Annotated in this window: 23 protein-coding genes; 11 read left to right on the forward strand and 12 right to left on the reverse strand. The window is 67.5% G+C overall.

The genetic code is table 11. The annotated features are described in order from the left end of the window. The first annotated feature begins 4 nt into the window (after positions 1-4). The 3 genes from AC5P67_RS15090 to AC5P67_RS15100 all read left to right on the forward strand — a co-directional run bounded on the left by AC5P67_RS15090 (position 5) and on the right by AC5P67_RS15100 (position 3,828). On the forward strand, positions 5-1,618 hold the full coding sequence (locus AC5P67_RS15090) for a hypothetical protein (RefSeq protein ID WP_495214857.1): 1,614 nt from the start codon (positions 5-7) through the stop codon (positions 1,616-1,618). A gap of 54 nt (positions 1,619-1,672) precedes the next feature. Further along, positions 1,673-2,569 carry an oxygen-dependent coproporphyrinogen oxidase gene (gene hemF, locus AC5P67_RS15095; protein ID WP_012481613.1) on the forward strand — a complete coding sequence of 299 codons (897 nt, stop codon included), beginning with the start codon at positions 1,673-1,675 and terminating at the stop codon, positions 2,567-2,569. A gap of 95 nt (positions 2,570-2,664) precedes the next feature. Continuing rightward, positions 2,665-3,828, forward strand: a complete 1,164-nt coding sequence (locus AC5P67_RS15100; protein ID WP_076739418.1) for a hypothetical protein — start codon at positions 2,665-2,667, stop codon at positions 3,826-3,828. Between the two features lie 42 nt (positions 3,829-3,870). On the opposite strand, the gene AC5P67_RS15105 is transcribed toward AC5P67_RS15100, so the two are convergent. Both AC5P67_RS15105 and polA read right to left on the reverse strand, forming a co-directional pair. Beyond that, positions 3,871-4,350 carry a DUF421 domain-containing protein gene (locus tag AC5P67_RS15105; RefSeq protein WP_024957711.1) on the reverse strand — a complete coding sequence of 160 codons (480 nt, stop codon included), beginning with the start codon at positions 4,348-4,350 and terminating at the stop codon, positions 3,871-3,873. Positions 4,351-4,689: 339 nt separating this feature from the next. Beyond that, a complete protein-coding gene (gene polA, locus AC5P67_RS15110; protein WP_012481616.1) occupies positions 4,690-7,464 on the reverse strand; it encodes a DNA polymerase I in 2,775 nt (924 codons plus the stop codon). Positions 7,465-7,562: 98 nt separating this feature from the next. On the opposite strand from polA, the gene AC5P67_RS15115 reads away from it, so the two are divergent. Then, positions 7,563-7,847 (forward strand): DUF2782 domain-containing protein, encoded by a 285-nt coding sequence (locus AC5P67_RS15115; RefSeq protein WP_005411628.1) that lies wholly within the window; start codon positions 7,563-7,565, stop codon positions 7,845-7,847. A 256-nt stretch (positions 7,848-8,103) separates the two neighbouring features. Here AC5P67_RS15115 and AC5P67_RS15120 read toward each other — a convergent pair whose 3' ends face one another. Then, positions 8,104-8,550, reverse strand: coding sequence for a universal stress protein (locus AC5P67_RS15120; protein ID WP_005411629.1), 447 nt, complete (start codon positions 8,548-8,550; stop codon positions 8,104-8,106). A gap of 185 nt (positions 8,551-8,735) precedes the next feature. On the opposite strand from AC5P67_RS15120, the gene AC5P67_RS15125 reads away from it, so the two are divergent. Further along, a complete protein-coding gene (locus AC5P67_RS15125; protein ID WP_005411630.1) occupies positions 8,736-8,882 on the forward strand; it encodes a hypothetical protein in 147 nt (48 codons plus the stop codon). Positions 8,883-8,930: 48 nt separating this feature from the next. Here the strand turns inward: AC5P67_RS15125 and AC5P67_RS15130 are convergent, their stop codons facing one another. Beyond that, positions 8,931-9,485, reverse strand: a complete 555-nt coding sequence (locus AC5P67_RS15130) for a hypothetical protein (protein WP_049459628.1) — start codon at positions 9,483-9,485, stop codon at positions 8,931-8,933. 255 nt (positions 9,486-9,740) lie between these two features. On the opposite strand from AC5P67_RS15130, the gene AC5P67_RS15135 reads away from it, so the two are divergent. Continuing rightward, positions 9,741-10,367, forward strand: a complete 627-nt coding sequence (locus tag AC5P67_RS15135; protein ID WP_024957802.1) for a hypothetical protein — start codon at positions 9,741-9,743, stop codon at positions 10,365-10,367. 91 nt (positions 10,368-10,458) lie between these two features. On the opposite strand, the gene AC5P67_RS15140 is transcribed toward AC5P67_RS15135, so the two are convergent. The 6 genes from AC5P67_RS15140 to rpmB all read right to left on the reverse strand — a co-directional run bounded on the left by AC5P67_RS15140 (position 10,459) and on the right by rpmB (position 16,770). Further along, positions 10,459-10,785, reverse strand: coding sequence for a low molecular weight protein tyrosine phosphatase family protein (locus AC5P67_RS15140; RefSeq protein ID WP_049396047.1), 327 nt, complete (start codon positions 10,783-10,785; stop codon positions 10,459-10,461). Positions 10,786-10,955: 170 nt separating this feature from the next. Beyond that, entirely contained in the window at positions 10,956-13,148 is a 2,193-nt protein-coding gene (gene uvrD, locus AC5P67_RS15145; RefSeq protein ID WP_012481620.1) for a DNA helicase II, read from the reverse strand. A 9-nt stretch (positions 13,149-13,157) separates the two neighbouring features. Then, positions 13,158-14,579, reverse strand: coding sequence for an FAD/NAD(P)-binding protein (locus AC5P67_RS15150; RefSeq protein WP_111193556.1), 1,422 nt, complete (start codon positions 14,577-14,579; stop codon positions 13,158-13,160). A 45-nt stretch (positions 14,580-14,624) separates the two neighbouring features. After that, positions 14,625-16,043 carry a cardiolipin synthase gene (gene cls / locus AC5P67_RS15155; RefSeq protein ID WP_005414897.1) on the reverse strand — a complete coding sequence of 473 codons (1,419 nt, stop codon included), beginning with the start codon at positions 16,041-16,043 and terminating at the stop codon, positions 14,625-14,627. Positions 16,044-16,355: 312 nt separating this feature from the next. Beyond that, positions 16,356-16,523, reverse strand: a complete 168-nt coding sequence (gene rpmG, locus AC5P67_RS15160; RefSeq protein WP_169411268.1) for a 50S ribosomal protein L33 — start codon at positions 16,521-16,523, stop codon at positions 16,356-16,358. 10 nt (positions 16,524-16,533) lie between these two features. Next, a complete protein-coding gene (rpmB, locus tag AC5P67_RS15165) occupies positions 16,534-16,770 on the reverse strand; it encodes a 50S ribosomal protein L28 (protein ID WP_005411638.1) in 237 nt (78 codons plus the stop codon). A 278-nt stretch (positions 16,771-17,048) separates the two neighbouring features. Between rpmB and AC5P67_RS15170 the strand changes: the two genes are divergently transcribed. Continuing rightward, a complete protein-coding gene (locus tag AC5P67_RS15170) occupies positions 17,049-18,263 on the forward strand; it encodes a nucleotide disphospho-sugar-binding domain-containing protein (RefSeq protein ID WP_088429532.1) in 1,215 nt (404 codons plus the stop codon). A 13-nt stretch (positions 18,264-18,276) separates the two neighbouring features. On the opposite strand, the gene dnaQ is transcribed toward AC5P67_RS15170, so the two are convergent. Both dnaQ and AC5P67_RS15180 read right to left on the reverse strand, forming a co-directional pair. Next, positions 18,277-18,786, reverse strand: coding sequence for a DNA polymerase III subunit epsilon (dnaQ, locus tag AC5P67_RS15175; protein WP_005411640.1), 510 nt, complete (start codon positions 18,784-18,786; stop codon positions 18,277-18,279). 55 nt (positions 18,787-18,841) lie between these two features. After that, the gene (locus AC5P67_RS15180; RefSeq protein WP_099497364.1) at positions 18,842-19,735 is read right to left on the reverse strand and encodes a LysR family transcriptional regulator; all 894 of its coding nucleotides are present in this window, start codon (positions 19,733-19,735) and stop codon (positions 18,842-18,844) included. A gap of 108 nt (positions 19,736-19,843) precedes the next feature. On the opposite strand from AC5P67_RS15180, the gene AC5P67_RS15185 reads away from it, so the two are divergent. From AC5P67_RS15185 to AC5P67_RS15200, 4 genes are all read left to right on the forward strand, one after another. Beyond that, positions 19,844-20,242: a RidA family protein gene (locus AC5P67_RS15185; protein ID WP_043034426.1), complete on the forward strand. Its 399-nt coding sequence runs from the start codon at positions 19,844-19,846 to the stop codon at positions 20,240-20,242. Positions 20,243-20,403: 161 nt separating this feature from the next. Then, the gene (locus AC5P67_RS15190) at positions 20,404-20,736 is read left to right on the forward strand and encodes a hypothetical protein (protein WP_005414902.1); all 333 of its coding nucleotides are present in this window, start codon (positions 20,404-20,406) and stop codon (positions 20,734-20,736) included. A 56-nt stretch (positions 20,737-20,792) separates the two neighbouring features. Beyond that, positions 20,793-22,046, forward strand: a complete 1,254-nt coding sequence (locus AC5P67_RS15195) for a TolC family protein (RefSeq protein ID WP_005414903.1) — start codon at positions 20,793-20,795, stop codon at positions 22,044-22,046. Next, positions 22,043-23,248, forward strand: coding sequence for an efflux RND transporter periplasmic adaptor subunit (locus AC5P67_RS15200; RefSeq protein ID WP_062605319.1), 1,206 nt, complete (start codon positions 22,043-22,045; stop codon positions 23,246-23,248). The genes AC5P67_RS15195 and AC5P67_RS15200 overlap by 4 nt, the downstream gene beginning before the upstream one ends. Positions 23,249-23,257 lie beyond the last annotated feature (9 nt).

The following is a 23,257-nucleotide window of genomic DNA, read 5'->3' on the forward strand; positions in this document are numbered from 1 at the left end:
CGACATGCATTCACCCGCACCGCGCCAGCGCTGGCTGGCCTGGGCGTTGCTGCTGGCCGCACCGATGGCCGCCGCACAGTCACCACAATGCGGCCTGTTCAAGGCCGACGAAGGCAGCAGCACGCTGCGCATCAGCTCACCCAACCGTGGCGAGCAGAAGCACTTCGGCAGTGCGCCGTCTCCGGTCGCGTTCCAGCAGATCGACGGAAAGCTGCAACTGGTGAACCTGGAACATGGCCTGCCCAGCGCGCTGCAGGTGCGCGACCGTGGCCGCACGGTCGAGGTGGATGGCACGACCTACATCCTGCTGGCCCCCGAACAGTGCGCCGCAGCAACCACGCCGGCTGAAGGCAGCTGCCTGGCCAATGCCGTGGCCTGCCTGGACAACCGTCACGAAGCCACTCCGGCCACGCTGGAAGCAGGGTGTCGGGAAGGCGTGCCCGGCATGTGCCTGCAACTGGCTGATCGTTGGCATGAGGAGGCTAAACCTGTCGTCGAAGCCGATCCTGTCCAGCAGAAGGCGGCCCTCGACGCCGCCCTGTCCGGTATCAAGCTCCCCGCTGCCTGTGACAACGGTGGCTTCGAACAGGAAACCCCGGCATGTGCCGCCGCGCTCGAGGCCGACCCCGCAGTGCAGGCGCAGCTGGTCAAGGCCGCGATGACGGCAGCCATGACCGAAGCCATGGTGACGATGACGGCGCCGACCGTGCCGGTGATCATTCCGGCTGAGCGGCGGCAACAGTTGTTGCGGCTGTGCCGCGAGGTAGCGCATGGCGGCTTCTGCGAGCGGGTGGCCGAACTGTCCTGGGACGCGGGAGATCCCCTGCTGGCGGTGCAGGCGCTGGCTGCGGCCTGCACACCGGGCAACGACACCGCCACCTGCGAGCGTCTGCCGGCGTTGCAGGCGCTGGGCGCATCATTGCGACCGCAACCGGCAACGGCCCTGCCCTGCGGCAACTACCGGGCCGATGGCGGTCTGATGGACACGCTGGACTTCGGTGACAACGGCCTGGTCGGCGTTGGCTGGAACAGCCATCTCCGCGCCCGCGTCGAAGAGGGCGACATCCGCATCCGCCACGACAGGGGCGGCGACTTCGTGCTGCGTCCGCTGCCTGGCGGCCAACTGCTGGGCCTGGATAGCTGGACCCGCTTCCAGGTGTTCACCCCCACTGGCGATGGCCCGGGCCGCTGCAGTGCACCGAAGCAGTACACCGTGCTGCCGCTACCCCAGGATTGCCCGCAGGCGCTCGCTACCGGCGGGGCGGAAGCCTGCTGCGCGCAGGGCAAGCTGCAGGGCTGCAACGTACTCGGCAACCGCCTTGCGCTGTCCGGGCACTGGCTGCAGGCCGCCGAGCACTACACCACGGTCTGCCGCGCCGGCGTCCGCGAGGGCTGCGAGAACCTGGTCACGGCCCAGGGCAACGATGCCGAGGTGGATGCACATGCACTGCTGGACCGGCTGTGCAAGGCCGACCGCAGTGGCCTGCACGTGGCCTGCGACGTGCTCGGCACCCAGAACTGGGAACTGATCGATCTGGGCCGCGCGCTGCAGAAGGCGGCCGATGACGCGGCATCAGACGACACCCCGCCGCCACGCCATTCCAACCGCAAGCGCTGAGCCGGCCAGGGCCTGTCCGCAGCTTCGGGCGGGCCCTGCGGTAAAGTACGCGCCATGAACGAATTCGAGCGCGTGCGCGCCTACCTCACCGACCTGCAGGACCGCATCTGTGCGGCGATCGAGGCCGTCGATGGCCGGGCCCGCTTCCAGGAAGACCTGTGGCAGCGTGCCGAGGGCGGCGGTGGGCGCACCCGCGTGCTGCGCGACGGCGCGGTGTTCGAGCAGGCCGGTATCGGCTTTTCCGATGTGTCCGGCAGCCGCCTGCCGCCGTCGGCCTCGGCCAACCGCCCGGAACTGGCCGGCGCCTCCTGGCGCGCCACCGGCGTGTCGCTGGTGTTCCACCCGCTCAACCCCTACGTGCCGACCACCCATGCCAACGTGCGCTTCTTCCAGGCGCAGCGCGATGGTGAAGTGGTGGCCAGCTGGTTCGGCGGCGGCTTCGACCTGACCCCGTTCTATCCGTTCGACGAGGACGTGCAGCACTGGCACCAGGTGGCACGCGATCTGTGTGCGCCGTTCGGCGACGAACGCTATGCCGCGCACAAGCGCTGGTGTGATGAGTACTTCTTCCTGCGCCACCGCAATGAAACGCGCGGCGTCGGCGGGCTGTTCTTCGACGACCTGCACGGCGACTTCGAGCGCGACTTCGCTTATCTGCGTGCGGTCGGCGATGGTTTCCTCGACGCCTACCTGCCGATCGTGCAGCAGCGCAAGGACGCCATCTATGGCGAGCGCGAACGCGAGTTCCAGCTGTACCGCCGCGGCCGCTACGTGGAGTTCAACCTGGTCTACGACCGCGGCACCCTGTTCGGGCTGCAGAGCGGTGGCCGCAGCGAAAGCATCCTGATGAGCCTGCCGCCCCGGGTACGCTGGGAGTACGGCTTCACCCCGGAAGCGGGCAGCGCCGAGGCGCGCCTGGCCGACTATCTGGTGCCGCGCGACTGGCTGTGATCTTCCGGCGCCACGCCTGACCCGTGGCGCCCTCTCCTGCCTGTGGTGCGCCCCGCACCGGACAGGCCCTGCTCACTTCCTTCAAGGATGACCCCATGCCCGCTGCTGTTTCCCCCCGCCCTCGCGCTGCGGGCTGGCGCTCCCTGCTGTTGCTTGCATTGGCCTCGGCCAGCCTGCCGGCCGCCGCTCAGTCGATGGCCTGCGGCACCTACAAGGACAGCAACGGCAACACCACGCTGACCCTGGAGAGCGAAGGCCACGGCTTCCTGTCCGGCCCCTACCAGGCCACCGAGGAGCTGCGCATCGCCCGCCAGGAAGACGTGCTCGGTACCGGCAACCTGTCCACGGGCCAGCTGGAAAACTGGTACTTCTCGGACAACGACCGCACGATCAGCACGCCCTATCGCGAGTTCACCCGTGAGCACGCCGCCGCCTGCAAGACGATGCCGCAGCCCGTCGAGGGCGGTTGCGTGATGAACACCTCCGAGTGCCTGGAGGCGCTGCCAGAGGCCGCACCCGTGAAACTGCACGCCTGGTGCGCCGAGGGCGTGGGCGCAGCCTGCATGCGCCTGCTGGAGACCTACCAGCAGCAGGCCAAGGACGCAGCGCCCGGAAAGGAAGAACCGCCGATTCCCGAGATCTGCAGGGAGGAGCTGCCCTCGTTCGACGCCGAGGGTTGCATGACGGCAGCCAAGGAGATTGCCTCGGAAATGATGGGCAAGGCCCTGCTCGGCCTGCAGCATTCCGTGGATGCGCCTCTGCCACCTGCACAGCTTGATGAACTGATCGACCTTTGCCGCGTGCAACAGGGCGAAACGTTCTGCGCCGACACCGCCGAAACCTTGTGGAGCAGTGGCCGCCTGCAGGAGGCCCGCGATGCGCTGCAGCGATCCTGTGCACAGCGCGCGGATGCCCCGGCCTGCGGTCCGGCCAAAGACCTTGCCGTTCTCGCCAGCGCCCCCGCGGCAGCGCTCACGCCGGTGCCGGCCGCCGCACTGCCCTGTGGCAGCTTTGAAGCCGAGCGCAGCGTGCTGTCGCAGCTGCGTTTCCTCGAGGGTGGTGTGGTTGAGGCCGGTGGCCGCGAACAGCCACTGCGGGCAAGCCTGCGCGATGGCCGCATCCTCATCCACCGCGATATCGGCAGCGACTTCGTGCTGCAGCTGCTGCAGAACGGCAACCTGGTCGGTATCGACAGCGGCAATCGTTTCGCCTATTACGAGCGCAAACCGGCGGCCGGCACTACCCGCTGCACACCGTGAATGATGCGCTGTAGCGCCGAGCCCATGCTCGGTGCTGCACGATCAGGTGCCCTTCCGCGGAAGGATGGTGATGTGCCCGGTCGTCTCCAGCAGGGCGATCTGCACATCCTCGATCCGCAGGCCACCCTGCTGGCGCAACGCAGCATCGAAATCGGCCCGGCTGATCAGTTCGCGGCGAAGAACACCCTCCAAAAGCCGGCCATCGCGCGCGATTACGGTAGGTTCTCCTTCGATCATCCGCTCCATGCGTCGATTCCGGGTGGTCAGCCAGCCCACCCCATAGTTGAGCAGGATGAGGGTCGCGGCCAGCAGCAGGCCGCCGCCCAGCGAGGTATCGGTGCCCAGCAGCGCGTTCTGCACCGCATTGCCCAGCAGCACGATCAACAGCACGTCGAAGGGCGTGATCTGCCCTAGAGCCCGCTTGCCGCCAAGCCGGACCATGCCCAGCACCACGACATAGACCACCACCGCGCGCAGGATGAACTCCCACCAGGGCATTGCCAGTGCAAACAGATCGGGCATGGCCTTCCCCTGTGGAACGGTAGCCCAGCCTAGCACCAAGGATCTGACCCCATCCTGGTGCTGCGGCGGCACAAATAAAAAGCCCCGCTGACCAGGGGGAGGTCAACGGGGCCGGGGAACGGGCACTTGGGGAGGAGTCCCCGTTCCGAGATCTGCTCCAGGGGATGGGAGAGATCCACAACAGGCGTTGCGCCTGTCGAGAGTTATAGAAGCACTCCGAACACTAACGGTTCGTGAAGGGGCCCAATTTAATGAACCTCGATCAGGACAACATTCATGATCGAGTCAGAAACCTCTGACGAATGAACGAATTCACGTCGTTTTCGGCCTGAAATACCCTCAGTGCGCTTCGTCCCAGTTGTTGCCGACGCCGGTATCGACCACCAGCGGCACCCGCAGTTTGGCCGCTTGCGACATGCGCTCGACCACCTGCAAACGCAAGTCTTCAACGAAACTGCTTTCGGTTTCGAACACCAGTTCATCGTGCACCTGCAGGATCATCCGTGCCGGTGCGCCGCTGTCACGCAGCCACTGGTCCACGTCCACCATCGCGCGTTTGATGATGTCGGCGGCGGTGCCCTGCATCGGCGCGTTGATCGCCGCGCGTTCGGCACCGGCGCGCAGGCCCTGGTTACGTGCATGAATGTCGTTCAGGTACAGGCGACGACCAAACAGGGTTTCCACATAGCCCTGGTCGCGGGCCTGCTGGCGCATCCGCTCCATGAAATCGCGCACGCCCGGGTAGCGGCTGAAGTACAGCGCCACGTAGTCCTGCGCCTGGCCACGGTCGATGCCCAGGTTGCGGGCCAGGCCGAAGGCGCTCATGCCGTACATCAGCCCGAAGTTGATCGCCTTGGCGGCGCGGCGCTCGTTCGGGGTCACTTCCTCCAGCGTGCGCCCGAACACCTCGGCGGCGGTGGCACGGTGCACGTCGGCGCCCTGCTCGAAGGCACGCACCAGGCCCGGGTCCTCGGACAGGTGGGCCATGATCCGCAGTTCGATCTGCGAATAGTCGGCCGCCAGCAGCTGGAAGCCCTCCGGCGCCACGAACGCGCGGCGGATGCGACGGCCGTCCTCGGTGCGGATCGGGATGTTCTGCAGGTTCGGGTCCGACGAGGACAGGCGGCCGGTGGCGGCTCCGGACTGGTGATAGCTGGTATGCACGCGGCCGGTATCCGGGTTGACCATCTCCGGCAGCTTGTCGGTGTAGGTGCTGCGCAGCTTGGCCAGCCCGCGGTACTCCAGGATCACGCGCGGCAGCTCGTGCTGGTCGGCAATCGCCTCCAGCGCCTCTTCATTGGTGCTGGGCTGGCCCTTGGGGGTCTTCACCACCGCCGGCAGCTTCAACTCGTCGAACAGCACCGCCTGCAGCTGCTTGGGCGAATCCAGGTTGAAGCTGCGCCCGGCCAGCTCGGTGGCTTTCTGCTGCGCGGCCAGCATGCGCGAAGACAGGTCCTGGCTCTGCCGGCGCAGTTCGTCGGTGTCGACCCGCACGCCGTTGGCTTCGATGCTGGCCAGCACCGGCACCAGCGGCATCTCGATGCCGCGGTAAACGCTGTCCAGCGCCGGCTCGGCCAGCAGCTGCGGCTGCAGCGCGTGGTGCAGGCGCAGGGTGATGTCGGCGTCCTCGGCGGCGTAGCGGCTGGCCTCGTCGATGCCCACCTGCGAGAACGGAATCTGCTTGGCGCCCTTGCCGGCCACGTCCTCGAACTTGATGGTGCTGTAGCCCAGGTAGCGCAGCGCCAGCGAATCCATGTCGTGGCGGGTGGCGGTGGAATTGAGCACGAAGCTCTCGAGCATGGTGTCGTCGTGGTAGCCCTGCACCTGCACGCCGTGGCGTCGCAGCACGTGCAGGTCGTACTTGCCGTGCTGGCCCAGCTTCTTCTTCGCCGGGTCCTGCAGCACCGAGCGCAGTGCGTCCAGCACCTGCTGCATCGGCAGCTGGGCCGGCGCACCCGGGTAATCGTGGCCGACCGGAATATACGCCGCCCTGCCCGGCTCGACGGCCAGGCTGATGCCCACCAGCCGCGCACGCATCGCGTCCAGCGCATCGGTTTCGGTATCGAAGCTGATCAGGTCGGCCTGCTGCAGGCGTTCGACCCAGGCCTGCAGCTGCTCGGCGCTCAGCACGGTCTCGTATTCACCCGGCGCGGACAGTGCCGGATCCAGCGTGCCGGCGGCGGGCGCCTCGACGCTGCCACGCGCGAAGCCGGCCGCAGTGCCGCGCAGGCTCGGGGTCGCCTCGCTGGCGGCCACCGGTGCCGGCACCGGCGCACCCAGCTCCTTCAGCGCCTGGGTGAAGCCGTAGCGCGCATACAGCTCGGTCAGCTCCGGCACGTCCTGCTCGCGCAGGGCCAGCGTGGTCGGGCTGGCGTCCAGCGCCAGGTCGGTGCGGATGGTCACCAGCTCGCGGTTCAGCGGCAGGCGCTCCAGCGCCGCGCGCAGGTTTTCGCCGATCTTGCCCTTCATGGTCGGCGCGGCCGCCATCACCCCATCCAGGTGCTGGTACTCGGCCAGCCACTTGGCGGCGGTCTTCGGCCCGCACTTCTCCACGCCCGGCACGTTGTCGACGGTGTCGCCCATCAGCGCCAGCAGGTCGATGATCTGGTCGGCGCGCACGCCGAATTTCTCCATCACCGCCGCATCCGAATCCATGCGGCTTCCGGTCATGGTGTTGACCAGCTCGATGCCCGGGCGCACCAGCTGGGCGAAGTCCTTGTCGCCGGTGGAAATGGTCACCTTCAGGTCCTGCGCCAGGCCCTGGAGGGCCAGCGTGCCGATCACATCGTCGGCTTCCACGCCGGGGACGCGCAGGATGCTGATGCCCAGCGCCTCGACGATGCGGCACATCGGCTCGACCTGGCTGCGCAGCTCATCGGGCATCGGCGGGCGGTTGGCCTTGTACTGGTCGTACAGGTCATCGCGGAAGGTCTTGCCGGGCGCATCGACCACGAACGCGACGTAGGCCGGGCGTTCCTTCAGCGTCGAACGCAGCATGTTGACCACGCCGAACAGTGCGCCAGTGGGTTCACCCTGTGCATTGGACAGGGGCGGCAGCGCGTGGAACGCGCGGTACAGGTAACTGGACCCGTCGATCAGGACTAATCTGCTCATGGGCCGATTCTACGCGCCCGTGCCTGCACCGCGACGACACGGCACGCACCTGGCGATGGGGCATAATCAGGGCTCTCTCCAGGCAAAGGCCCCCGCCGATGAAGACCCTGATGCTGGCTTCCCTGCTCCTGCTCGCTGGCTGCGCCAGCATGGGTGGCGCAGGTGCTCCCCCGGTGGACGTCAAGGGCGCCGATGTCTCCAAGCGCACCATGGACAACGGCGATGTCATCGAGGAATACCGTGTGTCCGGCCAGCTGCGCATGGTCAAGGTGACGCCATCGCGCGGTGCTCCGTTCTACATGTACGACAAGAACGGCGATGGCCGTTTCGACAACGACAAGGACGGTGTGTCGCCGGTGTACTGGAAGCTGTACAGCTGGTGATGTGACCGGGGTCGGATCCCTCTCCACAGGAAAGGGCTCTGACCCCTCAAGGCCATCGGCACGGCCCATCCACGCATGGCGTGGATCTACCGGGACAACGAACGTGGATCCACGCCATGCGTGGGTGACCGCCTATCAGTAGATCCACGCCATGCGTGGATCCGCCCCCCGATCCCCGACAAAAAACAACGCCGGCGCGCATCCTGCGGCCGGCGTCGGGTCCCCTCCCCGGGAACGCTTGAATCAGTGGTGTGGATCAGCGGATGACCAGCACCGGCAGCGTGCTGCGTGCCAGCACTTCGGCGGTCTGGCTGCCCAGCAGCACGCGGGTCACGCCACGGCGGCCGTGCGAGGTCATCACGATCAGGTCGCTGTTGCGCTCGCCGGCGGTCTCGATGATGCCGTCAGCCGCGTAGCGGTCCAGCACGTGCACCGGATTGGCGGTGATGCCCTGCTCGGCCGCCTTGGCCAGCGCCGGCTGCAGCACCTTCTGCGCACCTTCCTCGCGGTCGGCCTTGTACTCGGGGCTGTTCATGTAGCCCACGCTCCAGCCCATGGCATCGTACATGCCGACGGCCCATGGCTCGGAAACAGTCACGATATCGACCTCGGCATTGAGGTCCTTGGCCAGCTCCAGGCCCTTGGCCAGGCCCTTGTCGGCCAGCTCGGATCCGTCGGTGGCAATCAGGATGCGCTTGTACATGGTGGGGCTCCGTAGCGATCTGCCAGATGGGAACGACACCATTGCACACCGGATGTGCAGGCCGTGCCTTGAGCAGAATCAATCCGGCGCCGCGCATTGGCGTGTGCGCACCGCCCGCTTGCACGCACCGGTCGGGCGGCGCATGCTCGGCGGGCGGCGCACTGCCGCGCCCAAGGACGACCGACATGCAGGACAACAAGCCGCCCGTCTGGAGTTCCCAGAAGTCCATCATGGTCGCCGCGATCATCGCCTTGGCGGTGCTGTTCGGCGGCTACCAGATCGGCAAGGACATGGCGCTGCGCGACAACGCCCGGCAGTCAGCCGGCCGATAACCTGCTGCCGTAGAGTCGAGCTTGCTCGACTCTACAGCGCCCCTACCTTCAGGCGATCTGCACCACGCGTGCGTTCTGGCACAGCGGATAGCTGCCCACGAATCCGGCAATCGCATCACGCATCGCTTCGAACGATCCGCCGTACATGTACAGCGCGGTTTCGGTCGGGCCCTGCCACCAGCTGCAGATCTCGCCCAGGCCGTCGATGTTCTCCGACAGCTGTTCGAACACGTGGTTGGAATCGCACTGCTCGTAGACTTCGTCCGGCAGGTTCAGGCCATCCAGGTAGATGCCCAGCCCCTCGGTCACGCCGAAGCTGCGGTCGGCTTCACCCGCGCCCTGCAGCTGCGAACCCTTCGGTGCACCCAGCTGTTCCAGCAGGTCGATCAGCTTCGGCACGCCGGCCGCATCGACCAGGGCAACTTCGATATCACCGTATTCGACCTCGCCGAGATCGGACATCGCGGTGCCGCCGCCAGTCAGCTCGCCCACCTGGGCCGCCTGCAGCAGCGCATCGAGCGGATCTTCGAACAGTTCGTGGCGATGCTCCGGCTGCAGCCGGGCGTTCAACTTCACGGTGACGTGCAGCGTGGGTTCGGTCATGGGGGCGTTCCTGGAGGATGTCAGGCCCCATTGTAGAGTCGAAGGGAGCGGCAGGAGCCGCTGCCAACGTCGCTTGCGACCGCCCAAAGGGTGCCGGTCAGGACGACCGGCATAGCCATGCTCGACTGCATTTTGCTCGTCCCAGTAGAGCCACGCCTATGCTCGGCTGCCCCGCTGTGACCAACGCCACTCCCGCTGCCTGCGAGCCACGCGATAATGCGCGTCGCAAGGACACCATTCCAACAGGGGGAATACATGAAGTCGATCATTGGTCTTTCGCTGCTGCTGCTCCTCACCGGCTGCGGCATCCGCACCGAAGTGGTGCGCGTGAACGTGCCCGATATCCGGGTGAATCCCGAAGAGGGTCCGGTAGTGGTGGTGGGGCCGGTGCGCGACGTCCGTCCGGTCTATTACCCGGAAGTTGCGGCAGCCGACCGTGCGAAGAACATTGCCGGGGTGGTTCGTCAAGGCAACGGCGTCCTTGTCTCCATCGAGTCCACCACAGCGGCGGACAAGACACGCGCAATCATGATCCAGGCATTGCGAAACATGGGCTATCGCACCGCCGATCAGTGCGAAACCTCATGTACGCAACTGGAGGCCTCGCTCACCGATTTCTCGGTCAAGATGCCGGCGAACTTCTTCCGGATGGTGTCATCCACACAACAGATGCTGGCCGACATTTCGGTGCAGGTCGTTGCGCGGAAGGAAGGCCAGACCCGTACCTTCACCGCCACCGGGCATGGCGCGAACATCTTCCAGGTGCCATCACGCGAGAACTGGGAAATCGCACTGGAGCGCGCGGTAAAGAGTTTCACCAGCAGCCTGCAGCAGTCGATGTCCGAACAGGATGCGACGGCCGGTTCAAAGGCGCAGGACTGACGCTCTGTCTTTCTGGTAGACCCGAGCCATGTTCGGCTGCCTTTCCCGCCAGAAGCAGCCGAGCATGGGCTCGGCTCTACACCACCAACGCTCAACGCAGGAACGGCGCCACCTTGCGCTTCAGCAACTCCACCAGCACCGGGTCCATGTAGTCGTAGTCATCCGGGATATCCAGGCAGATCACCCGCTTGTCCTTCAGCCACGGCTTGTAGCGGCTGGACAGCCGGTTGCGGTGAGCACGCTCCATCACGAACACGATATCGGCCCACTGCAGCAGCTCGGGGCTGAGCACTTCCTCGGCATCGGCCAGCAGCCCGGCCGATGCGGTTTCGATGCCCGGCCACTCGGCGAACACTTGCTCGGCCGTCGGGCTGCGCAGGCGGTTCTGGCTGCAGAGGAAGAGCACGTTGCGGGTCATGGCTGCAGCGTATCGGGGTCGGATCCCTTTTCCAACGGAAAGGGGCTCTGACCCCATACGTGTAACGTCCAACCGCTTTTGTAGAGCCGGGCCTATGCTCGGCTGTTCTTCCCCGCCAACAGCAGCCGAGCATGGCTCGGCTCTACAGGGATCCCGCCCCCCGACGGTGATCAGATCACCGTCAGGTTGGCGTAGGCCATCACCAGCCACTTGCTGCCGGCGTCGGCAAACTCGACCTGCACGCGGGCGTGGGCGCCGCTGCCTTCGTAGTCGGTCACCATGCCTTCGCCGAACTTGGGATGGGTGACCAGCGCGCCGAGCTTGACCGGCGGCGCCTCGATCGAGGCATGGCCCATCACCCGGCTGGCACCCATCGAGGCCGGCCGCGAGACCTGTACCTTCGGGCGCACTTCGTGCAGCAGTTCGCGCGGGATCTCGCGCAGGAAGCGCGACGGCAGGCTGTAGTTGTCCTGGCCGTGGATGCGGCGCGACTCGGCATAGCTCAGCACCAGCTTCTGGCGCGCGCGGGTGATGCCGACGTAGGCCAGGCGGCGCTCTTCCTCCAGCCGCCCGCTTTCCTCCAGCGAACGTGCGCTGGGGAACAGGCCGTCTTCCATGCCCGCCAGGAACACCAGCGGGAATTCCAGGCCCTTGGCCGAATGCAGGGTCATCAGCTGCACGCCGTCCTCGCCGGCCTGCGCCTGGCCTTCACCGGCCTCCAGCGCGGCGTAGGCCAGGAACGCGACCAGCTCGTCCATGTCCTCGCCCACTTCCTCGATGTCGTCGGCGCGGCGCACGAAGCGCGAAGCGACCGAGACCAGTTCGTCGAGGTTGTCGGTGCGCGATTCCGAATCCAGCGAATTGCGGCTTTCCTTGCTCCAGTGCTCGCGCAGCTGCGAGCGGGCCAGCACGTGGTCCACGCGCTCGGCGAGGGTCATGTGCACGGTCTGCGCCTGCAGCTCGTTGACCAGCCCCAGGAAGCCGGCCAGTGCATTGCGCGCGCGTGCGGCCAGCGCGTTGCCCTGGGTGACCAGCATCGTTGCTTCCCACAGCGAGATGCCCTGCGCGCGCGCCTCGCGGCGCACTTCGTCCAGCGTGCGGTCGCCGATGCCCCGGGTAGGCGTGTTGACCGCGCGCTCGAAGGCGGCGTCATCGTTGCGGTTGGACAGCAGGCGCAGGTAAGCCAGCGCGTCCTTGATTTCGGCCCGTTCGAAGAAGCGCATGCCGCCGTACACGCGATAGGGCACCTGTTCGCTCAGCAGCGCCTCTTCAAGCGCGCGCGACTGTGCGTTGCTGCGGTAGAGCACGGCCACTTCGGTGTAGCTGCCACCATCGCGTACCCACTGGCGGGCACGCTCGACGATGTAGCGCGCCTCGTCCATCTCGTTGTACGCCGCGTACAGGTCGATCGGTTCTCCGTCGCCACTGTCGGTCCACAGCTGCTTGCCGATGCGATCCGGGTTGTGCGCGATCACCGCATTGGCAGCGCCGAGGATGTTGGCAGTGGAGCGATAGTTCTGTTCCAGGCGGATGGTCTGCGCACCTGGGAAATCACGCAGGAAGCCCTGCACGTTCTCGACCTTGGCGCCGCGCCAGCCGTAGATGGCCTGGTCATCGTCGCCGACCACGAACACGTGGCCGGAATCGCCGGCCAGCACGCGCACGAAGGCGTACTGGATGGCATTGGTATCCTGGAACTCGTCCACCAGGATCTCGCGGAAGCGGGCACGGTAGTGCGACAGCAGCGCCGGGTTGTCGCGCAGCAGTTCATGCGCGCGCAGCAGCAGCTCGGCGAAGTCGACCAGGCCGGCGCGGTCGCAGCGTGCCTGGTATTCGATATAGGCCTGGCGCATGGTTTCCAGCCACGCATCATGCGGCTCGGGCTGGATGTGCTGCGGGCGACGGCCCTCGTCCTTCTGCGCGTTGATCCACCACGCGATCTGCTTGGCCGGGTACTTGCCGTCGTCCAGCTCCAGCGCCTGCACCACGCGCTTGACCAGCCGCAGCTGGTCGTCCGAGTCCATCACCTGGAAGCCTTCAGGCAGCTTCGCGTCCTGCCAGTGCAGGCGCAGCAGGCGGTTGGCCAGGCCGTGGAAGGTACCGATCCACATGCCACGGCTGCCGTTGGGCAGCTGGGCGTCGATGCGGTGGCGCATTTCGCCGGCCGCCTTGTTGGTGAAGGTCACCGCGAAAATGCCGTGGGTCGGCACGCCTTCGACTTCATGCAGCCAGGCGATGCGGTGGGTGAGTACGCGGGTCTTGCCGGAACCGGCACCGGCCAGCACCAGGTGGTGGCCGGGGGGAGCGGAGACGGCTTCGCGCTGGGCCGGGTTCAGGCCATCAAGCAGGTGGGAGACATCCATGCCCCCATTTTACGGCATCGCCGTCGCGGCTCCTGCGACCACCTGGGTGGCCAGTGCCTGCGCCTGCTGACGCAGTTCAGGCACCGCCAGACTTTCCCACAGGCTGCCGATGCGCAGGCTGCCGAGCACGCCCAGCCGCGCCTGCGGTTGGCCACCGGCGGCACACAGGCGATCGCCCGGCACCGTGCTGTCCAGGCCCAGCCCATGCGGGCCGGGGCGGGCCAGGCCATCGGCCTGCAGCTGCTGCAGCAGCAGGTTGCGCAGCGCACTGGCGCGGGTTTCCACGCCGGTAGCGTTGATCACGCCGCTGATCGTCCACTGCTGTTCATTGCCGGTGGCATCGCGACCCGACAGCCGCAGGGCATCGCCTTCGCGGCCGACGCGTTGCAGGCGGGACCGGTGAACACGCAGTTGGCCGCTTTCGATCAGCGCCTGCAGCTGTGCGTCGACCTCTTCGGCGATGCGGTGGCGATGCACGTCCCAGTAGCGCACCACATGGCGCAGGAAGCGGCGCTGGTCGGCCGCGTCGAGGCTGCACCACAGCGCCTGCCCGTGCGGACGGATGCGGTCCATCACGCCCTGCCACGGCAGGCCGTCGGCCTGTGCCTGGCGTGCGAACCCACGCAACGCGCGCAGGCGCTGGCGCAGGTTCATCGGCAGCAGCGTGGCCGGGTCGAACCTGGGCAGGCCACCATGCGCATGCGGCAACGGCAGCAGGCCGTGGCGCGAGATCACATGCAGCGGGCCGGTGTGGCCGGCGGCGACCAATGCCAACACGGTGTCGGCCATGCTCAGGCCGGAGCCTACGATGGCCACGGCCTGCTCGCCGGCCAGGGTGCGTACGCCGTCGTAGTCCCAGGCCACGATCACGTCATCGGCGGGCAGTGCCTCGGCACCGGCCACCGGCAGCGGCCGCATGCTGTTGCCGGTGGCCAGCACCGCCTGCGCGGCGTGCAGCGTGCTGCCATCGCCGAGTGTCAGCTGGTAGCCATGGTCATCCGGCTGCAGGCCCAGCACCGGCTGCGCGATCACTTGCAGCTGTGCCGGGCTGGTCGCAGCGGCCTCCTGCAGGCGCTGCTGCAGGTAGGCAGCAAAGTAGTGGCGGCACACATAGCGCTCGCCCAGCACCTCGCGCGCCTCGCCCGGGTAGGCATTGGCGGCCATCAGGTAGTCGAGGAAATCGCCGGGCTGGTCGGCAAACGCACTCATCTTCGCCGCCGGCACGTTCAGCAGATGCTCCGGCCATGGCGTGGCATAGGCGATGCCCTGCGCCAGCTGCGAGGCGGGTTCGAAGATGGCCAGCGCCAGCGGCGCCTTGGCCTGGCGCAACACCTGGATCGCCACCAGCACCCCGGCCGCACCACCACCGATGATTGCCAGGTCCAGTTCGCCATTACGCGGTGAATCAGTCATGTGCCGATTGTAGGCCATCGGCGATGACGGGCCGGATTGCCGGAATGGGCGGCCGGCATTGCTTCACATCAACGCATCGGCCAGCCGTGCAATACCTTCGCGGCTGCGCCGCCACGTGGGACGGCTGCGCCACTGCTGCAGGTCCAGCTGCCGCGACTCGCGCAGGTAGCCGTCCTCGATCGCGCACAGCTGCTGGACCAGCGCGCGGTCGTAGCAGATCAGGCCGATCTCGGCATTCAGCGCGAACGAGCGGATATCCATGTTGATGGAGCCGAGCACGGCGATGTCCTCATCCACGCTCATGTGCTTGGCGTGCAGGAACTGCGGCTCGTACAGCGCGATGCGCACGCCACAGCGCAGCAGTTCATCGTAGTAGGCCTCCTGCGCCCACGACGTCAGCCGCTGGTTGTTGCTGGCAGACAGGATCAGCTGCACCTGCACGCCGGACAATGCGGCGATACGCAGCGCACTCAGTGTGGCTTCGTCAGGCACGAAGTACGGGGTGACCATCACCAGCCGGCGTCGCGCCAGGTGGATCAGCGCGGCTACCGCGTCGCGCGCGTTGCTGTACGGGTAGGCCGGGCCGCTGGGCAGCAGCTGGGTGGCGATGTCGTCGCCGCATTCGGGCACATCGGTGATCACATCCAGGCGCTGGCCGGTCTCCATGTACCAGTCGCTGGCGAATACGGCTTCCAGGTGCGCCACCGCCGGGCCGCGGACGCGCGCCACCAGTTCGCGGTTCGGGTGGCCCGGCACGAACTGCGGGCCCGCCAGGTTCTGCGAACCGACATAGGCCACTTCGTTGTCGATCACCGCGATCTTGCGGTGGTTGCGCAGGTCCATGCGTCCGCTGCGACGCCAGCGCAGGCCACCGGGCAGCATCGCGCGCACTTCGATGTCGCGCGCCTGCAGGCGCTTGCGATAGGCGCGCAGGCCACGCTTGGCGCCCACCGCATCGAGCAGCACGCGGCACTGCACGCCACGCGCGGCGGCACGCTGCAAGGCCTCGACAATGGCCTCGCCGACCGCGTCGTCGAACATCAGGTAGTACAGCAGGTGCACGCGGTCTTCGGCCTGGTCGATGTCGGCGATCAGCGTGTGCAGCGACTCGTCGTAGTCGGTCAGCAGATCGACGGCGTTGCCGTGTACCGGCATGAAATCGCCCTGGCGCTGCACCAACGGCACGATCTCGGCGCTGGCGGTGTCGGGCTGTGGGGTCCAGCGCAGGCGATGCTGCAGCGCCTGCTCCTCGCGGATCACCTGCGAGGCCTCGGCCTGGCGGCGGATGCGCTCGCGCGACAGCCACGGGTGGCCGAACAGCAGGTACAGCGGCAGGCCCAGCAGCGGTACGAAGCCGACCAGCAGCAGCCAGCTGCGCGCCGCGCCGGGCGTGGTGCGGGTGGGAATCCAGCACAGCGCGACCAGCCGGATCAGCCAGTCGATCAGCAGCAGGTAGGAACCCAGCAACCACTCGAACAGCATCGTGTCGCCCGTCGGGAGGTGATGGGCCATTCTGCCCACCGGCCTTTGTAGAGTCGAGCCGCGCTCGACTGCGTTGAAGCAGCGTGCCAACCAAGGTTGGCACCTACCGGGGGCGGGGACCGCGTGTCGACCAAGGTCGACACCTACCGAGCACGGGGACAGCGTGCCAACCAAAGTTGGCACCTACCGGGGGGTGGAGGGAGTGTGCCGACCAACGGCCGGCACCCACAGGCACCCACCACGGGAACATCGGGCATGAAAAAACCCGCCACAAGGGCGGGTTTCTTCGCGGGGACCAGCAATCCTTGCGGATTACTTGATCTTGCCTTCCTTGTACAGGACGTGCTTGCGCACGACCGGATCGTACTTCAGGAATTCCATCTTCCCCGGGGTGTTCTTCTTGTTCTTGTCGGTCGTGTAGAAGTGGCCGGTACCGGCCGAGGAAATCATACGGACCTTATCGCGCTTGCCTGCCATGATGCTTTACTCCTCAGACCTTTTCGCCGCGCGCACGCAGCTCAGCCAGAACGGAATCAATGCCGTTCTTGTCGATGGTGCGCAGTGCATGCGCGGAAACACGAAGCTTGACCCAGCGGTTCTCGCTGGCCACCCAGAAACGGCGCTCGTGCAGATTCGGCAGGAAACGACGACGGGTCTTGTTGTTGGCGTGCGAGACGTTGTTACCCGTCTGCACTCGCTTGCCGGAAACCTGGCATACGCGGGACATTGCGCACCTCGATAGTAGTAGTTGTCAGCCCGTAGCCCGGGAGACGGCGGCCTCGATGGTTGCCCACCACACGTCAAGAGAATCAAAGGGTTACGCTGGCGTTGGGCGGCCGGGGACGTGCTCCCGGGGGCGCCGCCCGGTAGAAAACCGGACACAGCGAGCCGCGCATTATGCACGGGTTCAAGCACTTGCGCAAGTTACCCACAGGCTGCGGCTGAACCGGCAGGGCCGGGAGCCCGCCAACCGGCATACTGCTCCGGTTCACTGCGGAGCTTTCCATGCGGCTGCTGGCCCTGACCTACGGAACCGAAGGCGATACGCGTCCGCTGGCCATGCTCTGCCATGGGCTGATCGGCGCAGGCCACGAGGTGGCACTGCTTGCCGATGGCGGCACCCTGGGCAGCGCGCAGGCACTGGATGTGCCCCATGCGGCTCTTGAAGGTGACATCCATGACGAAGTGGTCGCGCTGGTCTCGCGTGGCAACGGTGTTGCCGCCGCCAGTAGCGGGCTGGCACGGATGGCGCTGCAGCATGTCAGCGGCTGGATGCGCCAGGCAGATGCCGCTGCCGAAGGCTGCGATGCGATTCTGACCGGTGGCCTGGCGGCCTTTGTCGGCATGAGCGTGGGCGAACGCCGCGGACTGCCGGTCATCGGCACCGGCATGATCCCGCTGACCCCGACGCGGGCCTTCCGCTCTCCGTTCCTGCCACCGGGACGCTCGCCGGGCTGGTTGAACCGCGCCAGCTATGGGCTGGTCAACGGCCTGATCTGGCGCCAGTTCCGTCGGCCGATCAACGCAGCCCGCAAGCAGCTGGGGCAATCGCCGCGCCGCTCGCTGTGGCCCGGCCTGCCGATGCTCTATGGCATCTCGCCGCAGCTGCTGCCGCCACCGGCGGATTGGCCGGCCGACCACATCGTCTGTGGCCAATGGCGCCTTCCCGATGCGCCCTGGATACCCCCGGCCGATCTGCAGGCCTTCCTCGATGCCGGCTCGGCGCCGGTGTATCTGGGCTTCGGCAGCATGACCGGCTTTGATCGCGAGCGCGTGTTGCCGGCCCTGCTGCAGGCGCTGGCGCCACGCCGGGTGCTGCTGTTTCCTGGCTGGGTGGGACTGCCTGCGATGCGCTTGCCCGATTCGGTCTTCGTACTGGGGCCGACTCCACACGAAGCGCTGTTCCCGCGTTGCGCATTCGCCATCCATCACGGTGGCAGCGGCACCACGCATTCGGCCTGCCGCGCCGGTGTTCCTTCGCTGGTGATGCCGTTCGCCGCCGATCAGTTCTTCTGGGCTGATCGTCTGTATCGGTTGGGCGTGGCACCGGCACCGTTGTCACCGAAGCGGCTGGACGCAGCAACGCTGGCGGCAGCCATCACCTTCGTTGAAACCGACGCAACACGCGCACGCGCGGCGGCCCTGGGCGTGGCGATGCGCCATGAGGACGGGGTGGCCTGTGGCGTTGCAATGATCGAGCGATGGTTGCGGCCGGTGTGACAGCGGCCAGGCCTCAGCGCAGGTGCGGAATCACCTGCGCCAGCAGGTGCGCATCCTTCAACGCGCCATGCAGGCCGCGCTGGCTGGGAATGCGCAGGCGCTGCAGCACATCATCCAGCTTGTTGCCCTGACCCGGCCAGCGTCCCCGCGCAAGCTTCAGGCTGCAGGTGATGCGGCAGTGCTGGGCCAGCGTGCCGGGGATGCCGGACAGGCGCAGCTCGTTGTCCAGGAAGCCCACATCGAAGGTAGCGTTGTGCGCGACCATCTCGCTGCCGCGCAGGAACTCCAGCAGTTCGGCCGCCTTGCTGGAGAACAGCGGCTTGCCCACCAGCATCGCATCGCTGATGCCGTGCACGCGCTGTGCGCCCCAATCCACCTTGCGCTGCGGCTGCAGGTAGGTGTGGAACTGGCGGCCGGTGAGCTGGCCATCGATCAGTTCGACGGCACCGATTTCGATCACCCGGTGCCCCAGGCGGTGGGAGATGCCGGTGGTTTCGGTATCCAGTGCGACGATGCGGCTCATCAGGGTGTGCGTTCTCCAGTACGTGCACGCCGATTCTCGCACGCGGCCGATGCACTCACCCCAACGCTTCCACCACCCAATCGATGAACACCCGCAGCCGCTGGCTCATGTGCCGGTTCGGCGGGAACATCACATGCATCGGCATCGGCGGCAGCTGCCAGTCCTGCAACACCGGCAGCAGCTCGCCGCGCGCCACGTGCGGTTCGGCCATGTAGCTGGGCAGCGCCACCACGCCCAACCCCGCCAACGCAGCGGCCAGATAGGCATTTCCATCATCGAAGCCGACCGTATAGCGGCCCTGCACCTCAACGCGCTCATCGCCGCGCTGTGCGCTGAACACCCGCGCCCGGCCACTGCGCGGGCTGAGGAAGCCGATCATGTGGTGGTCGGGTCCTTCCAGCGCGCGCGGGTCGGTCGGCAGGCCGAAGCGCTGCACATAGCCCGGACTGGCGTGGAAACCGATCGGCAGCGCGCCGAGCGGTCGCGCCACCAGTGCCGGGTCGGCCGGGGTGCCACCCCGGATCACGCAATCGACGTTGTCTGCGATGACGTCGACCTCGCGGTCGCTGACGCCGATGTCCAGCTGGATCTCCGGGTAGCGCGCCTGGAAATCCGGCAACGCCGGCACCAGCCGCAACCGCGCGTACGGCCCGGGCACATCCACGCGCAGCCGCCCGCGTGGCTGGGTGGCCGCGTCACCCAGCCCGCCCTCCACTTCTTCCAGCTCGGCCAGCAGGCGGGCGATGCGCGGGTAGTAGGCCGCGCCGTCGGCGGTGACGCTGACCCGGCGCGTGGTGCGGTTGAGCAGGCGCAGCCGCAGGTGTGCCTCCAGCTGCTGCACCAGCTGGGTGACCGTGGTGCGGCTGATCTGCAGCGTGTGCGCGGCGCGGGTGAAGCTGCCGGTTTCCACGACCCGGGCAAACGCCCGCATCGCCTCGAAACGGTCCATGGCGGGCCATGATTGTTTGGAATTGGCAATCAATCTAGGCTGATCATCGCGGTTTATCCAGACAGCACTGGCGCGGAGGATGGCGTTCTCTCCCACGGGATCTTCCCCATGTCACAGCGTGATGTCGTTTTCCCCGCCGGCCGCCAGGCCCTGTACGAGCGCAACCGCTACTCGCCGGCGATCCGATCCAATGGCTTCCTGTTCGTCTCCGGCCAGGTCGGCAGCCGCGAGGACGGCTCACCCGAGCCGGATTTCGAAATCCAAGTGCGCCGCGCGTTCGAGAATCTCAATGCGGTGCTGGCCGCCGCCGGCTGCACGTTCGATGACGTGATCGATGTGACTGTATTTCTGGTCGATCCGGAAGAGAACTTCGAGAAGGCCTGGGCGATCGTGCCCGAGTACTGGGGCGAGGCGCCGCACCCGACCCTAACCGGTATTGGCGTGACCTGGCTGTATGGGTTCCAGTTCGAGATCAAGGTGATCGCGAAGCTGCCTGCAGACCGGTAGTGCCGGCCGCTGGCCGGCAGCAAGGTGTCGGGGTCAGAGCCCTTTCCGGCGGAAAGGGATCCGACCCCGCGCCCGGCCCACCTGAACGGGAGATTCCGACGTATTCCCGAAGCGGCCATTGATATTGTATCCGGCGAAAACCGCTTGCTAGCCTCCCTTCCATGCGCCGGATCACCCGCCAACTGCGTACGTACCTGATGATGCTGCTGATGGCGGCATTCGTGGTCGTGCCGGTGGCCGACGCGCTGGCCTGCACGGTAGAACCGCACGCCAGCACGGTGCACGTGGAGTCCGCACCGGATGCCGATGGCGATACCGACGGCAAGCATGTTGGTGCCTGTGGCCACAACCACTGCCACCACTCCAACCTGAGCCTGCCGGCCAGTACCCTCGCCGCCTTCGGTGCGCCACTGCCGGCGCGCTGGATGAATGCCGGCGACGCGGCGACCTATGCGGTCGCCCAGGATGAATTGACGCGTCCCCCCCGGGCGTGAGTTGAGCGCGTCCCGCGATTGCGGGCTCCCGTTTCACTCACAACCGGAATCCTCCTATGTCGATCCTGACACCTCGGTCGCCGCGCGCGGCCGGGCTGGTCGTCGCCGTGTTGCTGGGCCTGGCCCCGGCGGCATCGGTGATGGCGCAAGCCGCCCCTTCCTACGACGCCCTGCTTGAACGCCTGGACCAGCTGCCCGGCACCCGCGTGGGTGCGGCGCTGGCCGAGGCCGCCGACGCGCGCGCCGACCAGGCCCGTGCATTGCCCAACCCTTCCCTCTCCTACTCAGCTGAAAATGCCTGGGGCACCGGCTCCTATGGCGGCATGGGCAAGGCCGATACCGTGCTCACCTTGTCCCAGCCGCTGGAGGTCTGGGGCCAGCGTGGCGCGCGCGTCCGTGCGGCCCGGGCCGAAGCCCAGGCGGCCAACCTGCGTGGTGCCCAAAGCCGCAGCGACGTGGCCAGCCAGCTGGCGGTGGTCTACGCACAGGCGGAAAGTGCACTGCGCCGCTACACCCTGGCCGAAGAAGCACTGACCCTCACCCGCGCTGACGCCAACGCCGTCAACGCGTTGGTCAAGCAGGGCCGCGAACCGCAGCTGCGTGCGGTGCAGGCGCAGAGCGAGGTGGCCAACGCCAGCGCCGCGCTGGATGAAGCGCAGGCGTTCCGCGATGCCGCGCTGGCCCGCCTGGCCGGTGCTGCACTGCTGGATGCACCGGTGCAGTCGATCAACGACAGCCTGCTCGACCGTGCGCCGCCGCTACCGCGTGGCGCCACCGACGTGGCACTGGCGGTGCGCATCGCCGAAGCCGAAGCCGATGCGGCGGGCAAGTTGGTCGAGCTGGAGCGCAAGCGTGCCCTGCCCGACCTAAGTGTCACCGCCGCGCAGACCCGCTTCCGCGAAGGCGGCGAGCGTGCCTACAACCTCGGGGTCAGCCTCAGCATCCCGCTGTTCGACCGCAACCGCGGTGGCATCCGCGCCGCCAATGCCGACCAGCGCGCGGCCGAAGCGCGCCTGGACCAGCAGCGCCGCGACAGCGAGGCCGAGCGCCTCTCTGCGGTGGCCGGGTTGAAGGCCGCCAGCAGCCGTACCCGCGCCGCCGATGAAAGCGTGGTCGCCGCCGAAGAGGCGTATCGCCTGGCCCGCATTGGCTTCGACGCCGGACGCATCTCGCAGCTGGAACTGCGCAGCACGCGCAGCGCCCTCATCGCCGCCCGCGGCACCGCCGTGGATGCGCGCCTGTCGCGCGTCGCCGCGGAAATCGATCTTGCCCGCCTGGAAGGGCGCGCACCCTTTGTGGAGGCTCCATGACTCTCTCCCGTACTTTCCCGCTGATCGGCGGCGTACTGCTGACCGTCCTGCTGGCTGGCTGCGCCGGCAACGCGCAGACGCCTGCCAATGAAAACCCCGCTGCGGCCAAGGCCGGCACCGACGATGGCCACGGCCATGCCGCCGGCAGCAAGGAAGCCAAGGCAGAAACCGCGAAGGCACCTGCTGACGCCGACGAAGGCGTGGTGCAGCTGACCCCGGAGCAGATCAAGGCCTCCGGTATCGAAGTGGTCGCGATCGGTCGCGGTGGCGGTGGCTCCACGCGCCTGTCCGGCCGGGTCGAACCGTCGGTCGGTGCACGCGCCTCGGTGGCGTCGACCGTGACCGGCCGCGTCGAACGCGTTCTGGTCGCACCGGGCACCGCGGTGAAGCAGAACCAGGCACTGGCGATCGTGGTCAGCGGCGAAGCGGCGGTGTTCCGCGCCAATGCGCTGGCCGCAGCGGCCGAAGCCGAAGCCGCGCGGCTGGCCTATGGCCGCGACAAGGCGCTGGTCGACCAGGGCGTGGTCGCCCGCCAGGAGATGGAAGCCTCCCGTGCACGTTCGCTGGCGGCACAGGCCCAGGCTGCTGCCGCGCAGGCCCAGGCCGCCGCCAACGGTGCGCCCGATGCCAGCGGTCGCGTGCGCATCACCAGCCCGGTGGCCGGCATCGTCGGCAACGTGCAGGTCACCCCGGGCGGCGTGGTCGCCGCCGGCAGCGCGGTGGCCGACGTCGCCGACCCGACGATGAACGAGCTGGTGTTCACCGCACCGCCGGCGCTGGCCGCGCAGGTCACGCCCGGCATGAAGCTGGAAGTCAGCGTGCCGGGTGGCAGCTTCACCGCCACCGTCACCGGTTCGGCCGCCGATGTGCGCCAGCAGGGCGGCGTCGCGGTCATCCGTGCCACGCCGGTGGATGCCTCGTTGCCGCCGGCAGGTTCGCCGGTATCGGCGGTGGTGGTCACCGAAGGCCAGGACGACTCGCTCAGCGTCCCGGCCGATGCAGTGCAGAACGTCGATGGCAGCAGCGCGGTGTTCGTCGCCGTCGAAGGCGGCTTCAAGGCGCAGCCGGTGCTGGCCGGCCGTCGCGCTGGTGAACGCATCGAGATCCTCGGTGGCCTGACCGGCAGCGAGCGCATCGTTGGCAGCAACGCCTTCCTGCTCAAGGCCGAGCTGGCCAAGGGCGAAGCCGAGCACGGCCACTGAGGAGGCGAC

It is taken from the genome of Stenotrophomonas sp. YJH_SMC_21 (genome assembly GCF_059369555.1).

What these genes read in the sequence shown, in the direction of transcription:
- AC5P67_RS15090 (WP_495214857.1), top strand. Translation starts at nt 5, where the DNA reads ATGCATTCACCCGCACCGCGCCAGCGCTGGCTGGCCTGGGCGTTGCTG.
- hemF (WP_012481613.1), top strand. Translation starts at nt 1,673, where the DNA reads ATGAACGAATTCGAGCGCGTGCGCGCCTACCTCACCGACCTGCAGGAC.
- AC5P67_RS15100 (WP_076739418.1), top strand. Translation starts at nt 2,665, where the DNA reads ATGCCCGCTGCTGTTTCCCCCCGCCCTCGCGCTGCGGGCTGGCGCTCC.
- AC5P67_RS15105 (WP_024957711.1), bottom strand. Translation starts at nt 4,350, where the DNA reads ATGCCCGATCTGTTTGCACTGGCAATGCCCTGGTGGGAGTTCATCCTG.
- polA (WP_012481616.1), bottom strand. Translation starts at nt 7,464, where the DNA reads ATGAGCAGATTAGTCCTGATCGACGGGTCCAGTTACCTGTACCGCGCG.
- AC5P67_RS15115 (WP_005411628.1), top strand. Translation starts at nt 7,563, where the DNA reads ATGAAGACCCTGATGCTGGCTTCCCTGCTCCTGCTCGCTGGCTGCGCC.
- AC5P67_RS15120 (WP_005411629.1), bottom strand. Translation starts at nt 8,550, where the DNA reads ATGTACAAGCGCATCCTGATTGCCACCGACGGATCCGAGCTGGCCGAC.
- AC5P67_RS15125 (WP_005411630.1), top strand. Translation starts at nt 8,736, where the DNA reads ATGCAGGACAACAAGCCGCCCGTCTGGAGTTCCCAGAAGTCCATCATG.
- AC5P67_RS15130 (WP_049459628.1), bottom strand. Translation starts at nt 9,485, where the DNA reads ATGACCGAACCCACGCTGCACGTCACCGTGAAGTTGAACGCCCGGCTG.
- AC5P67_RS15135 (WP_024957802.1), top strand. Translation starts at nt 9,741, where the DNA reads ATGAAGTCGATCATTGGTCTTTCGCTGCTGCTGCTCCTCACCGGCTGC.
- AC5P67_RS15140 (WP_049396047.1), bottom strand. Translation starts at nt 10,785, where the DNA reads ATGACCCGCAACGTGCTCTTCCTCTGCAGCCAGAACCGCCTGCGCAGC.
- uvrD (WP_012481620.1), bottom strand. Translation starts at nt 13,148, where the DNA reads ATGGATGTCTCCCACCTGCTTGATGGCCTGAACCCGGCCCAGCGCGAA.
- AC5P67_RS15150 (WP_111193556.1), bottom strand. Translation starts at nt 14,579, where the DNA reads ATGGCCTACAATCGGCACATGACTGATTCACCGCGTAATGGCGAACTG.
- cls (WP_005414897.1), bottom strand. Translation starts at nt 16,043, where the DNA reads ATGCTGTTCGAGTGGTTGCTGGGTTCCTACCTGCTGCTGATCGACTGG.
- rpmB (WP_005411638.1), bottom strand. Translation starts at nt 16,770, where the DNA reads ATGTCCCGCGTATGCCAGGTTTCCGGCAAGCGAGTGCAGACGGGTAAC.
- AC5P67_RS15170 (WP_088429532.1), top strand. Translation starts at nt 17,049, where the DNA reads ATGCGGCTGCTGGCCCTGACCTACGGAACCGAAGGCGATACGCGTCCG.
- dnaQ (WP_005411640.1), bottom strand. Translation starts at nt 18,786, where the DNA reads ATGAGCCGCATCGTCGCACTGGATACCGAAACCACCGGCATCTCCCAC.
- AC5P67_RS15180 (WP_099497364.1), bottom strand. Translation starts at nt 19,735, where the DNA reads ATGGACCGTTTCGAGGCGATGCGGGCGTTTGCCCGGGTCGTGGAAACC.
- AC5P67_RS15185 (WP_043034426.1), top strand. Translation starts at nt 19,844, where the DNA reads ATGTCACAGCGTGATGTCGTTTTCCCCGCCGGCCGCCAGGCCCTGTAC.
- AC5P67_RS15190 (WP_005414902.1), top strand. Translation starts at nt 20,404, where the DNA reads ATGCGCCGGATCACCCGCCAACTGCGTACGTACCTGATGATGCTGCTG.
- AC5P67_RS15195 (WP_005414903.1), top strand. Translation starts at nt 20,793, where the DNA reads ATGTCGATCCTGACACCTCGGTCGCCGCGCGCGGCCGGGCTGGTCGTC.
- AC5P67_RS15200 (WP_062605319.1), top strand. Translation starts at nt 22,043, where the DNA reads ATGACTCTCTCCCGTACTTTCCCGCTGATCGGCGGCGTACTGCTGACC.